Here is a 13,647-nt window from a genome sequence, read left to right on the forward strand (position 1 = left end):
GCGATCGTGCATCTGGAAAACGCCGATCTCGAAGGCCTCAACGATTCCGAGGCGCGGGCGCTTCTCGCGCGGAGACCCGTCGCGCTGCTGCCGATCGGCGCCGTCGAGGCGCATGGCGAGCATCTGCCGTCCGGCACCGACAACATCCTCGCCCGCCGGCTGGTGACCGCGCTCGTCGAGCGCGTCGCCGGCGCGACGCCGCTCCTCCTGCTGCCCCTGCTGCCCTTCGGCCAGGTCTGGTCGCTCGCCGATCAGCCGGGCTCGATCTCGTTGTCGAACGAAACCGTGTCGCGCATCGTGGTCGAGATCGGCCTGTCGCTGAAGGCGAAGGGCGTGACGGCGATCGCGGTCGTCAACACGCATTACGGCAATGTCGTCGCGCTCCGCGACGCGCAGCGCCGGCTGAAGGACGAGGGCGTGACGCTCGCGATCTTCAACTATCCGGGCGCTGCCGAACCGACGCGGGCGGTGCGCGAGAAGCCGGCCGCCCACCCCGCCTATATGCACGCCTGCGAGATCGAGACCTCCTATATGCTGCACCTCGCGCCCGAGGCGGTGCGGATGGAGAAGGCGGTCGTCAACTATCCGGCCTTCCCGGAGGATTTCTCCGAGCTCGCCTATCGCTGGAGCGAATTCTCGGCGAGCCCGGTGCTCGGCGACGCGACCGCCGCGACCGCCGATAAGGGCCGGATCATCCTCGACGCCGTGCTCGGCCGGATGGCCGAACTCCTCGCCGCCCTCTATGCTCGCGGCAGAGAAGCCTGAGCAGGACCCGACCGTGAAAGCCGACGTCGCCGCGCGCGATCACCGACCGATCTACATCCAGGTCGCCGAAGGTCTGCGCGCCCGCATCCTGTCGGGCTATTACAAGGACAAGATCGACGGCGAACTGAAGCTCGTGCAGGAATGGAAGGTGTCGCGCCGGACGATCCAGCAGGCGCTCGACATCCTCGTCCAGGAGGGCCTGCTCGGCCGCCAGCAGGGCACCGGCACCTTCATCAATCATGGCGCGGTGGCGAAGCGCTACCGCGCCATCACCTCGATCACCGACGGCATCCGGGCGCAGGGCCTCACGGTCGATTATCGCGTGCTGGGCAGCGGGCCGGAGCCCGCGAGCGCCGCGGCCTGTGCCTTTTTCGGCATCGAGGACGGCGCGAGCGCCTATCGCCACGTCCGGCTGGTGCTCGGCGACGGCCGGCCGCTCGCCGTCACGAGCACGCTCCTCAACCTGCGTCTGCTCGGCGCGATCGAGCTCGCCCATCTCGACCGCGGCCTCTACGACACGTTGCGGCGCAGCCACGGCCGCACCGTCGTGCACGCCGAGGACGCCTATCGCCCGGTGATCGCGAGCGCCGCGACCGCCGGCCTGCTCGGCCTGCCGCCCGGCAGCGCGATTTTCCTCGCCGAGCGGCGCGCCTGGGACCAGGAGGGCGCGCCGATCGAACTGTCGACCGTCGAGATGCTGCCCGTGCCGCTCGAAATCTCGATCTCGCAGGTCGGCACCGACTGGATCGACAAGCCGCCGCCCGTCGCCGACCCGTGGGATTACCGCGTCGGCTTCGGCGATTTCAAAGGCTGACGGCCGGCTTCGGCCGATAGGCCGGCGCCACCCCGTCGAGGAGCGCGTCGGAGGCGCGGCGGAAGCGCTCGAACCCGGCATCGTAAGCGGCCGCGGGCGCGGCATCCGGCTCGAACCGGCGGCGCGTGCGGTGGCTCGCCGCGGCGGCTGTGCGAACGTCCGGGAACCAGCCGACCGCTACGGCGGCGAGCAGCGCCGCGCCCTTCGCGCCGAACTCGCTGCCCTCCGGCACCTCGACCGGCGTGCCGGTGACGTCGGCGATCATCTGCGCCCAGAAAGGGCTGCGCGCCGCGCCGCCGACGAGCCGGATCGCCGAGACCGGCCGGCCGATCCGCGCATAGCAATCGCGGATCGCGTAGGCGAGCCCCTCATAGACGGCGCGCACCAGATGCGGCCGGCGGTGATCGGGATCGAGGCCGAAGAAGCCGGCCCGGGCGCCGGGCTCGAGCCGCGGCGCGATGATGCCGATATGGGAGAGATAGGGCACATAGCCGAGGCCGGCCGCACCCGCCGGGCTCTCCGCCGCGATCTCCGCGAGGCGCTCATAGGCGTCGGGCCGGCCGGCGATGTCGGGCGTGAGCGCTGCGAGCGCCCAGTCGAGATTGGTCGTGCCGGCGACGTTGACCATCGTCTTGATCCACAGATCGCCGGGCACGGTGAAGAGGATGCCCATGTCGCGCGGGGTGAAGACCGGCTCGTCGGCGACGACGCCGTTGAGGCAGGTCGTGCCGACGACGGAGACCGCGATGCCCGGCTCGACCGCGCCCGCGCCGATGACGCAGGCCGGCAGATCGCCGGCGCCGACCGCGACCGGCGTGCCGGCCGGGAGGCCGAGCGCCGCGGCCGCACCGACCGTCAGCCCGCCGACCATCGCTTCCGACCGGGCGACCGCCGGCAAGAGGTGAGCGAGGTGACCGATGCCGAACAGATCGAGCAGCGCCGGATTGAAGCGGCGCTCGCGCGCGCTGCCCGGGGCGATCGCCGAATCGGTCTCGTCGGTGCCGACATGGCCGGTGAGCCGCAGGCGAAGGTAATCCTTGGCGCAGAGGATCGTGCGGGCGCGGGCGATCGTCTGCGGCTCGTTCTCGGCGAGCCAGGCGAGCACCGGCAGCGTGCAGCCGAGCTGCATCACCTGGCCGGAGGAATCGAAGAGCTTCGCCATCAGCGCCGGATCTGCGGCGACCCGGCGGTCGAGCAGGGTCTGCGCCCGCCCGTCATTCCAGAGAATGCCGGGCCGCAACACGGCGCCGCCCGCATCGACCGGCCAGCCGCCGATCATCACGCCCGAAATGGCGAGGCCCTCGACATCGGCCGGGGCGACGCCGGTCTCGGCGACTACGGTCCGGCAGGCGAAGGCCGCGGCGCCGTAGAGCTCCTCCGCCTCCATCTCGAACCAGCCGGGATAGGGCGAGCGGAGCGCGGTGCGCCGTCCGGCCGAGCCGACCTCCCGGCCGGCGCGATCGAACAGCGCCGCCTTGGTCATCGAGGTTCCGACATCGATGCCGAGCACGTAGCCGCCCACGATCCGCTCCTCGATTGACCCCTTGTCCATACAAAGAGTCATGTCGGCTGGCTCATCATTCGTCAAGCTGCCGTCACCCCCGGGAGGCGTGGAGGCGCGCCGACGGTCGGGCGCCCCCTCTCCCGCCGATGAAGTCGGCTGTTGCCGACTTCGCCTTTTCCGCGCCCGGCTCGGCAACAGCCGAGCGGAGGGGGAGAGGGCTTCCGGCCTTGGCGTCGCAGGACGCGGCAGCGGCCGAGACGCTCAGGACGGAAGGGTGAGGGTGCGCCTTTCTTCATTGACGGAGGAAAGGCCCTCACCCCGGCCCTCTCCCGCGGAGCGGGAGAGGGGGTCCCGGCCGTGGCGCCCGGGCGATCGGCGCTCTTCCACCCGAATCATGGGCGCAGTCCGGGTCGCCGCCCCCTCTCCCGGCGGTGAAGTCGGCTGTTGCCGACTTCGCCTTTTCCGCGCTCGGCTCGGCAACAGCCGAGCCGAGGGGGGAGAGGGCTTCCGGCCTCGGCGTCGCAGGCCGCGGCAGCGGCCGAGACGGTTGGGCCGGAAGGGTGAGGGGGCCCTTCGCCAATCAGGACAAGTGCCGATCGGCACGCCCCCTCCCTTGACCGCGATCAAGGCGACGCGCTCCCGCAGGCGCAGACTCCGCTCCGGGAACAGGGAGAGGAAACGATGCAGAACCTGCCGGGCGAGAGCCCACAGACGCCCGTCGAAGCCGCGGCGCGGCCGGTGATGTGGTTCGAGGAGGTCGGCCGCGGCGATGTCGCGCTGGTCGGCGGCAAGAACGGCTCGCTCGGCGAGATGGTGCAGCGGCTCGGCGCCCGTGGCATCCGCGTGCCGCCGGGCTTCGCCACGACGGCCGCCGCCTTCCGCGGCTATGTGACGGAGAACGGCCTCGACGCGCCGATCGCCGAGCGGCTCGCCGCGCTCGCCGACGGCCGCGCGAGCCTCGCCGAGACCGGCGCGGCGATCCGCGCGCTCCTCCTTTCGGGCCGCTTCCCCGCGGCGACGCGCGGCGCGATCGCCGCCGCCTATCGCGAGCTCTGCGCCCGCACGGGCAAGGCCGAGGTCGACGTCGCGGTGCGCTCGAGCGCCACGGCGGAGGACCTCCCCGATGCGAGCTTCGCCGGCCAGCAGGAGACCTTCCTCAACATCCGCGGCGAGGCGGCCCTCCTCGACGCCTGCCGGCGCTGCTATGCCTCGCTCTTCACCGACCGGGCGATCAGCTATCGCCAGGCGAAGGGTTTCGACCACCGCGCCGTGGCGCTCTCGATCGGCGTGCAGCAGATGGTGCGCTCCGATCTCGGCGGCTCGGGCGTGATGTTCTCGATCGACACCGAGACCGGCTTTCCCGATGCCGTCGTCATCAATGCCGCCTGGGGCCTCGGCGAGAATGTCGTGCAGGGCGCCGTCGACCCGGACGAATACCAGATCTTCAAGCCGCTGCTCGCCGACCCCGCGCTCCGTCCGATCATCAGCCGCAAGCGCGGCGAGAAGGCGAAGAAGATGATCTATGCCGGCGGCGCATCGCCGACGCGCAACGTGCCGACCTCGAAGGCCGAGCGCGCCGGCTTCGTGCTGTCGGACGCCGAGGCGCTCGGCCTCGCCCGCTGGGCGGTCGAGATCGAGAAGCATTATGGCTGCCCGATGGACATGGAATGGGCGAAGGACGGCGAGACCGGCGCGATGTTCATCGTCCAGGCCCGGCCCGAGACGGTACAGTCCCGCCGCGGCGCCGAGGCCTTCCGCCGCTACACCGTCGCCGGCCAGGGCCGCACCCTCGTCAAGGGACTCGCGATCGGCGATGCGGCGGTCGCCGGCCGGGTCTGCCTGATCGAGGACCCGCGCGACATCGACCGTTTCGTCGAGGGCTCGATCCTCGTCACCGGCACCACCGATCCCGACTGGGTGCCGATCATGAAGAAGGCGGCGGCGATCGTCACCGATCACGGCGGCCGCACCTCGCACGCGGCGATCGTCAGCCGCGAGCTCGGCCTGCCGGCGATCGTCGGCACCGGCAACGCCACCCACCTCCTGCACGACGAGGAGGAGGTCACGATCTCCTGCGCCGAGGGGGACGAGGGCCTCGTCTACGCGGGCACGGCGCAGATCGCCACCGAGACGGTCGATCTCGCCGGCCTGCCGCAGACCCGCACCGAGGTGATGCTCAACCTCGCCAATCCGGCCGCGGCGCTCCGCTGGTGGCGGATCCCGGCCGATGGCGTCGGCCTCGCCCGGATGGAATTCGTCGTCAGCAATCATGTCCGCGTCCATCCGATGGCGCTCGTCCGCTACGACACGCTGAAGGACGAGGCGGCGCGGGCCGAGATCGCGGCGCTGACGGCCGGCTATGCCGACCGCACCGACTATTTCGTCGACACGCTCGCGACCGGCCTGTCGCGCATCGCCGCCGCCGTCTATCCGAAGCCCGTGATCGTGCGGATGAGCGATTTCAAGACCAACGAATATGCCGGCCTCGTCGGCGGGGCGGAATTCGAGCCGGCGGAGGAAAACCCGATGATCGGCTTCCGCGGCGCGGCGCGCTATTATTCGCCGCGCTACCGCGAGGGCTTCGCGCTCGAATGCCGGGCGATCCGGCGGCTCCGCGACGAGATCGGGTTCTCGAACGTCGTCGTGATGATCCCCTTCTGCCGCTCGACGGCCGAGGCCGACCGTGTCCTCGCCGTGATGGCGGAGAATGGCCTCACGCGCGGCGACAAGGGCCTGAAGGTCTTCGTGATGTGCGAGATCCCGTCGAACGTCGTGCTCGCCGCGCAGTTCGCCGAGCGCTTCGACGGCTTTTCGATCGGCTCGAACGACCTGACCCAGCTCACCCTCGGCGTCGACCGCGATTCGGGCGAACTCGCCGATCTGTTCGACGAGCGCGACCCAGCGGTGAAATGGATGATCGCGAGCGTGATTTCGGCGGCGAAGGCGGCGGGCGCCAAGATCGGCCTGTGCGGCCAGGCCCCGAGCGACCACCCCGACTTCGCGGCCTTCCTCGTCGAATGCGGCATCGATTCGATGTCGGTCAGCCCCGACAGCTTCGCCGCCGTGAAACACGCCGTCGCGGCGGCGGAGGCGGGGGGAGGGTAGGGGGAGGGGAGGCGTGGGAGGAAGGGAAGGGAGGCGGGCGGAGGGATCGAAGGAGACGATAACGCAAGGGAAGGGACGGACCAACTGCCGGACCGCACCACCGCGCGCCTCGCCCCTTGAGCCGAACCGCCCTCGGCAGGCGGTGTTCGGGTTCGCAGGGCGCGCGCCACAGGTCGAGAACGGCGGGCGCCCCCCTCGAAAGCCTCCTTCGGTAGCATCGTCATGATTCCATGATGGCGGCGATGGTCGGAGAGATCGGCGATCAGGCGAAAGGGTCGACGACACCTCACTATCCACGTCCGCCCCATAGCCAGCCCCAAGAGAAGCGTCACGAGCCGCAGCATCGCCCGCGGCCCGTCGGTGTGGTATCCGCCCGGCCTTAATTGGATGCTTGATCCCAGGTTTCGCTGTGCATCTATTCCGCTTCAGAGGTAAACTTGCGTTCGTGCACCATGTGGCCGTCGCGATTGACGACGCAGGGATTGACGGTACGGGCCGAGACATCCCGCCCAATGTAATGACTTTGGGACATGCGAATCCCCTTGTCGAATCAAGGGCCGGCACTTCTCATGACCAATCTTCAGATGGCTTATAAACTACGAATATTTCAGTATTTGTTCAAAGGAGAGCATCGCACACGGGTTCTTCTCAACGAAGATACCGTTGTGAAGCTGATCTCTACGAAGCTTTCCGCATTTTCTGTTGGCAGATCATGTTGCGTGGTTTGACGGATGCGGCGGCGCCAGCACAAAGTAGGAACATCAGCTCGTCGATTCGGAACCTACGGCGTGCACATCATCCCGAGAGGCGACAGGAGGCAACGTGGGTATCGCGGACGACTTCAGGACTTTTCTCGACAATATCAAAGTAGATAACTCAGCAACTATCTCGCTTCGCTATGGTGAGATCACGTCCGCGCTGAACAAGCAATTTCGAGATACCGATTCGAAAACTGCCAACAGCCTTCAGGTCGGCTCCTATGGTCGTTGGACGGCGATTAAGGGCATTTCCGATCTGGACATGATCTATATTGTCCCGGCCTCTGAGTGGGATACCTACAAGGATGGCGGACAGTACGAGCTCCTTCGCGACACCAAGGATGCGATCAAGGCGCGCTATCCATCCACAACGGTGAAGGTTGATCGGCTAGTTGTGCGGGTCCTCTATAGGGATTTCCATATTGAGGTTATGCCCGCTTTTCGGGAGGCGGATGGAAGCTACAAATATCCCGACACAGCGAACGGAGGTTCATGGAAGATCACAAAGCCCCAAGCCGAACTCGATGAGGTGCGGGCGGCTAATGAGCGAAAGAATCGGAATCTCCGGCGCTTGTGTAAGATGGCTCGCGCTTGGAAGAACAAGCGCGGCGTGGCTATGGGTGGCCTTCTGATTGATACGCTCGCCTACAACTTTCTTGAATCGACCGATGAGTATGACGAGAAAAGTTACCTCTACTACAATTATATGTGTCGCGATTTCTTCAAGTTCCTGGCTGACCAACCCAAACAGTCGGAATACGCCGCCCTCGGCAGCCGACAGCGCGTACGGGTAAAGAAGAGGTTCGAGCGGAAGGCAAAGAAGGCCCACGAACTCTGCCTGAAGGCTATCGAGGCGAGCGGCCAAGCGAATGAGCGCCAGAAGTGGCGAGACGTGTTCGGCAATGGCTATCCCGCTCCAGCATCCAAGTCGGAAACAGAAGCCACGCTCGCCAAAGCAGCGTTTCGCAACACCGAGGAATTTGTTGAGGATCGGTTTCCGTTGGATGTCCGGTACGAGATGCGGATCGATTGCGAGGTTACACAGAACGGCTTCCGGGCCACACGCTTGCTCGACCTTCTCGAGCGGCACGGCATCCTGCTGCGCAAGAAAAAACTTCGATTCTTCGTCGCGGACGGCGCCGATCTCCCCGATCACGTCGACATCTATTGGAAAGTGTTGAATCGAGGAGACGAGGCTGAGCGGCGCGACATGATCCGCGGCCAAATTATCCGTGACGATGGCGATTGGGAACGGCGTGAAAGCACCGACTTCCGGGGCAACCACCTTGTGGAATGCTATGCGGTCCTGAATGGTGTTGTCGTCGCGCGAGATGACATCCTCGTTCCCATTAGCGCACAGAGCGCTGAAGTAGGTGACCATGAAGCTTGATTATGACATCACCCTTGAGGATCAAATCCGCGAGTGCTTCGGTCGGGTGGTCTATACACACAAGACGCACGAGAGGATGGCCGACAACTGCACTAAAAAACTCAATCGGTTTAAGGTTGGACAGATCGTCCTCACCGCAGCGACGAGCACGGGCGCTGTTGGTGTAGTTGTAACGAATGAGACGTTCTTCGAGGTCGCAACGGTTCTGGTGTCATTCCTTACGCTCTTGGTGACAACCTACCTCAAGAACTTCGATTTGGGCGCGACCGCGCAGAAACACCGCGATGCCGCGGCAAAACTGTGGAACGTCCGCGAGTGTTACCTTTCGCTCCTCACGGATCTGCCGGCTCTTGACCGGCAGGCGGCCGTTGAGCGTCGCGACGAGTTGCAGACTATGCTCGCCGCACTCTATCAATCTGCGCCACAAACGGATGGCAAAGCCTACGTTGAGGCTCAGAAGCGTCTTCAGAAAATGGAAGACATGACGTTCAGTTCTGACGAGATAGATTGTTTTCTACCGCTATCACTAAAACGTTCAGGCGGACGACCGAAGACCGATGAAGGAACATAAGCGCGTGCCCCTTTCATGCTCACCGGTTATCTAACATTGGAATTCTATGGCGACTCGATGATTAGCTCCGCATGGTGCCAGTGGAAGTCCTAATTGGCTCAACCACGCTCGAAGTTGCTGTGCAAGAGCGCTCGAATACCCCATCTGAAATAGTCGCTTTCGCGAGCGATAGCTACCCCTTTCCGCTGGGATGTTGGACTCAGCTAACTCTCTTGAATACGTGGAAGGCACAGATAGCGGAGGTCCCCTCCCATATGCATAGGGTAGAGTTCGCGCGGCTGCGCGCCGTGGAGTCCGGCTCCGGGAAACGGGTCGGCGACTCCGAAGTTGAAGATCTGCGGATTGCCGGGATAGGGGACGTAAGCGACGGCGGTCATCACCATGGCGTGCGAGCGATTGCCGATGATCAGCGGCCGTTCGTCACGCAGCGCATCCACGATGTCTCCGTTGGTCAGCGACATGATCCCGGCGTCGGCGTCATAGAGACCCTCGATCTCGACACCGAAGTTTTGACCCTCGTCGTCTTGCCATTCACGGTCGAGGTTCTTCGAAATCGCCAAGCCCGTGACCGCTGGAATGTTGCCTACGACTCCATAGGTCTCGCGGACGATCCGCTCCTGGCTGACCCTGTAACCATAGTGCCGGAACACCATCGAGATCGAGGCGGCCCAACACCATTGGGACTGATATTGAGAATCGTAATTGGCCGAGATATGCCGGATATCGATCCCGGCCTCGCAGGCCTGCGGCCCGCAGGTCTCATATGCCAGCGTCTTCGTCGCAGAAGCGACGCCGAAAGCCAGCGCTCCGATAGAAAATGCTCTACGTCCGATACGCATTTCCATGGTCCTAGAGGCAGAAAGTCGCTGTTAGAGTCCAGGAAGCAGGCTTCACCGAAAAGAATCCGCGTCCGTCGTGAGTGAGACCGGGCGATGCCGTCAATGACATCTCATCATGACACATGTGGAGTTCGATCTTCAATTGCAATCGGAAAATTTCTGGAACTCTCAATCATAAACATACGCCGGTCCCGTTCACGGGACAGTATTGGTAATCGGCGGGTTCTTGTAGGGCTATTGCAGCGTGTCCGATTGTAGCCTATGCTCTAGTAGATCGGTCTTCCGTGGACGTGGTTCCAAGAGTTTTCACTTATACAATAATTCTCTCGTTCTCAAGGAATTACCGGGCATCATCGGGGATGGGTATCTTGGTGCGGGGCTCTGCGGGCCGGGCGCGGGAGGCAATAATGAAGCTGCATTCTGCCCTTAAGGCAATCGGCATAAGCGTCGGTCTGGCTGTACTCGCGCCTCAGTTCGCTGGGGCCGCATCGCCCTGCAAGACGTTGGCCAGCGGGACGTTTGCAGGGGAGGACGTACTGAAGCTTCGTGCCGAAGGCCGCGGCGATGTCGATGCCTTCGCGGTCTTTCGCGCGCCGCTGGCGGTCAATACCGACGGGGCGCCTGTTTCCTATCATCCGCTTGATCCGAAAGGCGAACGGCTGGCCATAAACCGGATCGACAATGGCATAGCGATCTGGCTCCGTTCGGCCCCAAAAACGAGATTGCGGGGCAAGGAGTTCTTCGATGTCTACGAGCAATGGCGGGAGGCGGGATTCCCGAAGAGTCTGAACGAGACGTATGCCATAGGTTGGGAAAGCGTGCTGGCGCCGGATCCGGACAGCGGGGGAGCCTGCATCTTCAAGAGTGGCAAGTACAAAGGCTATTTCGGCTCGATGACGAAGCTTACGAATGGCCGCAAGCCCTCGGATAGTGGCGAGTGCCTTATCGACGAGCATCTTGACCAACGCTACATACCGGCAATCGTCCTGCGTGGCGAAGACAATCCACTTCGCAACTATGGAGCAGGCGTTGGCGATCTTGTGATTGCCATCAATCCGCGCAGCAATATCGGCGTGCCGGCGATCATTGGTGACTATGGTGATGGTCATCGGATCGGCGAGGGGTCCGTGGCGCTGAACATGGCGCTTCTCGGACAAGCCAGCCAGCCCAAAAATTACAAGGACGCCAAGGCGCTGGATACCGGAAAGCTCGACATTGTTGTCGCCATACTGCCGGGAAGCGTCAATTATAGACAGATGCGTCCCTATACGGCGGATAATATCGAGAAACGCGTTGGGGGCTGGCTCGAGAACCATGGCTACGGCACGCTGGCCGACTTCGCCAAGCTCGCAACGGCCTGTTCCGAGGGGCTCTAGCTGTGGTGGGGCCGGGTCGCTCCTGCTGCATTCAGCTCCGACACTCAGCTGATCACCGTGGCGTCGGAGCCCCCGCATAAGAAGGCGCGATCTGTTGGATCTTCGCTTCGGTGGGTAGGGTTATGTAGCCGCTCGCCGGGAAGCTGGCGCCGGTAGGCAACGACTGTGGCCTGTTCCCCAATCGAGAGCGCCAGCGGCCGGCTCCGGCCGGCGGGGTTGTCCTTTTCAGCGATCTCCGCTCGTCCGCTCCGGCGGGGTGGTCTCGGCGAATCCGTCCTCTATCGAGGGTGCCGGCGGCCGGCGCTTGCAGCCGGTCGATCGATCGGCCGGCGGCGGGTCCGTCCCGCGCGAAGTACCTCCACCACGCAATACCCTCTGGACCTTCCCATGAACCGCTTCGTCATTCTCTCCGGCTGTTCCGGCGGCGGCAAGTCGACGCTCATCGAGGCGTTGCGGCGGCGCGGGCACCGCGTCGTCGAGGAGCCGGGCCGGCGCATCATCGCCGCCGAGCGGGCGCGCGGCGGGCGGGCGCTGCCCTGGGTCGATCTCGCCGCCTTTCTCGACCGGGCGATCGCGATGGCGCTCGCCGACCGCGCCGCCGCGGCCGCCGGAACGGGCCTCGTCTTCTTCGACCGGGGGCTCGTCGACGCGCTCGTCGCGCGCGCCCATTGCGCCGGCGAGACCGCCTTCGCGGCGGAGGGCGCCGGGGCTGCGCGCGGCGGCTCCGGGGAATGGGCGGCGCTCGCCCGCGCCCATCCGTCGAACCGTGCCGTCTTCTTCGTCCCCCCCTGGCCCGGGATCTTCCGGACCGACGGCGACCGGCGCCACGGCCTCGCCGAGGCGGTCGCCGAATATGACCGGCTCGCGGCCGCCTATCCGGCGCTCGGCCACACCCTCCACGTCCTGCCGAAGGTTCCCGTCGAGACCCGCGCCGACCACGTCCTCGCCATCCTCGGCGCGGGCTAGGCGGCGGGGGAGCGGAGGCCGGCCACGGGCGACCCTCGTCGTGCCGCGCCGCCCTGCTCCACTCCGGTCCAAGACGCCGGCAAGGCGGTGGGAACAAAATTCGAACACCCGGCGAATCCTTATTTTTCTCCAATCGGTTGAGTATGCTCTTGCGCGAGAGAACAAAACGTGCACAATGAGAACATTGTTCGGGGCAGAGCGGTATGAAATAAGGAGGTCGACGATGTCGCAGGCGAGTCTCAGGCTGGTCGAAGGATTGACGATGGACAAGACCAAGGCGCTCGACGCCGCTCTCGGCCAGATCGAGCGGGCGTTCGGCAAGGGCTCCATCATGCGGCTCGGCCAGGGCAGCGCGGCGCTCGAGGTCGGGACCATCTCGAGCGGTTCGCTCGGCCTCGACATCGCGCTCGGCATTGGCGGCCTGCCGCGCGGCCGGATCGTCGAGATCTACGGGCCGGAGAGTTCCGGCAAGACGACGCTCGCCCTCCACACCATCGCCGAAGCCCAGAAGAGCGGCGGAATCTGCGCCTTTGTCGACGCCGAGCACGCGCTCGACCCAGTCTATGCCCGCAAGCTCGGCGTCAATCTCGACGATCTGCTGATCTCCCAGCCGGACACCGGCGAGCAGGCGCTCGAGATCACCGACACGCTCGTCCGCTCCGGCGCGATCGACGTGCTGGTCGTCGATTCGGTCGCCGCGCTGACGCCGAAGGCGGAGATCGAGGGCGAGATGGGCGAGAGCCTGCCCGGTCTCCAGGCCCGGCTGATGAGCCAGGCGCTGCGCAAGCTCACCGCCTCGATCTCGCGGTCGAACTGCATGGTGATCTTCATCAACCAGATCCGCATGAAGATCGGCGTGATGTACGGCAGCCCGGAGACGACGACGGGCGGTAATGCCTTGAAATTCTACGCCTCTGTCCGGTTGGACATCCGCCGGATCGGCGCGATCAAGGATCGCGACGAGGTCACCGGCAACCAGACCCGCGTCAAGGTGGTGAAGAACAAGCTGGCGCCGCCGTTCAAACAGGTCGAGTTCGACATCATGTATGGCGAAGGCGTCTCGAAAGTGGGCGAGGTGCTCGATCTCGGCGTCAAGGCGGGCATCGTCGAGAAGTCGGGCGCCTGGTTCTCCTATGACAGCCAGAGGCTCGGCCAGGGCCGGGAGAACGCCAAGGCCTTCCTGCGCGACAATCCGGAAGCGGCCCGCGCGATCGAGGCGGCGATCCGCCAGAATGCCGGCCTCATCGCGGAGAAGTTTCTGGCCCAGGGCGGGCCGGATCCGGAGGATGCGGAGGACTGAGCGCGCGTCCGGACGCGCGCGAACGGCGCGTCCGCTCGGCGGCTGATCCCGAGCCGATCGCGGCTGCCCGCCGGGTCTGAGGCTCCGGACCGGTCGGCCGGACCGGGGGGGGGGTGTTCGGGCGGCCTTTCTTCCTTTGCGGCGGCTGTGACGTTTCCGCCTGAAGGATGCTTGCCCGCGCGAGGTTTCTGGACAGCCTCGCGGGCTGCGGATACAAGGCGGCACACAGTCTCCGAAGGGTGGGAATGCGCGCCCGGAG

General features: G+C 65.4%; 10 protein-coding genes. 8 read left to right on the forward strand and 2 right to left on the reverse strand.

Features of this window, described 5'->3' with window-relative positions:
* The first annotated feature begins 6 nt into the window (after window positions 1–6).
* Window positions 7–765, forward strand: a complete 759-nt coding sequence (locus GGQ63_RS03540) for a creatininase family protein (protein ID WP_210308353.1) — start codon at window positions 7–9, stop codon at window positions 763–765.
* A 13-nt stretch (window positions 766–778) separates the two neighbouring features.
* On the forward strand, window positions 779–1,579 hold the full coding sequence (locus GGQ63_RS03545) for a UTRA domain-containing protein (protein WP_183852520.1): 801 nt from the start codon (window positions 779–781) through the stop codon (window positions 1,577–1,579).
* Here the strand turns inward: GGQ63_RS03545 and GGQ63_RS03550 are convergent.
* Complete coding sequence (locus GGQ63_RS03550) at window positions 1,569–3,131, reverse strand: FGGY-family carbohydrate kinase (RefSeq protein WP_183852522.1); 1,563 nt, start codon at window positions 3,129–3,131, stop codon at window positions 1,569–1,571. The two genes, GGQ63_RS03545 and GGQ63_RS03550, sit on opposite strands and share 11 nt — an antisense overlap.
* 633 nt (window positions 3,132–3,764) lie before the next feature.
* Here GGQ63_RS03550 and ppsA point away from each other — a divergent pair.
* The 3 genes from ppsA (at window position 3,765) to GGQ63_RS03565 (ending at window position 8,907) form a co-directional block, all read left to right on the forward strand.
* The gene (gene ppsA, locus GGQ63_RS03555; protein ID WP_183852524.1) at window positions 3,765–6,188 is read left to right on the forward strand and encodes a phosphoenolpyruvate synthase; all 2,424 of its coding nucleotides are present in this window, start codon (window positions 3,765–3,767) and stop codon (window positions 6,186–6,188) included.
* A gap of 822 nt (window positions 6,189–7,010) precedes the next feature.
* A complete protein-coding gene (locus tag GGQ63_RS22305) occupies window positions 7,011–8,336 on the forward strand; it encodes an SMODS domain-containing nucleotidyltransferase (RefSeq protein ID WP_183852526.1) in 1,326 nt (441 codons plus the stop codon).
* A complete protein-coding gene (locus tag GGQ63_RS03565) occupies window positions 8,326–8,907 on the forward strand; it encodes an SLATT domain-containing protein (RefSeq protein WP_183852528.1) in 582 nt (193 codons plus the stop codon). Before GGQ63_RS22305 ends, GGQ63_RS03565 begins: the two co-directional genes overlap by 11 nt.
* A gap of 203 nt (window positions 8,908–9,110) precedes the next feature.
* On the opposite strand, the gene GGQ63_RS03570 is transcribed toward GGQ63_RS03565, so the two are convergent.
* Window positions 9,111–9,746 carry a papain-like cysteine protease family protein gene (locus GGQ63_RS03570; RefSeq protein WP_183852530.1) on the reverse strand — a complete coding sequence of 212 codons (636 nt, stop codon included), beginning with the start codon at window positions 9,744–9,746 and terminating at the stop codon, window positions 9,111–9,113.
* Between the two features lie 407 nt (window positions 9,747–10,153).
* Here GGQ63_RS03570 and GGQ63_RS03575 point away from each other — a divergent pair, with 407 nt between their 5' ends.
* The 3 genes from GGQ63_RS03575 (at window position 10,154) to recA (ending at window position 13,388) form a co-directional block, all read left to right on the forward strand.
* Complete coding sequence (locus GGQ63_RS03575) at window positions 10,154–11,122, forward strand: hypothetical protein (RefSeq protein WP_183852532.1); 969 nt, start codon at window positions 10,154–10,156, stop codon at window positions 11,120–11,122.
* 387 nt (window positions 11,123–11,509) lie between these two features.
* Entirely contained in the window at window positions 11,510–12,088 is a 579-nt protein-coding gene (locus GGQ63_RS03580) for an AAA family ATPase (protein ID WP_183852534.1), read from the forward strand.
* Between the two features lie 223 nt (window positions 12,089–12,311).
* A complete protein-coding gene (gene recA, locus GGQ63_RS03585) occupies window positions 12,312–13,388 on the forward strand; it encodes a recombinase RecA (protein ID WP_183852536.1) in 1,077 nt (358 codons plus the stop codon).
* Window positions 13,389–13,647 lie beyond the last annotated feature (259 nt).

The organism is Prosthecomicrobium pneumaticum, assembly GCF_014199915.1.
GTDB lineage: Bacteria > Pseudomonadota > Alphaproteobacteria > Rhizobiales > Kaistiaceae > Prosthecomicrobium > Prosthecomicrobium pneumaticum.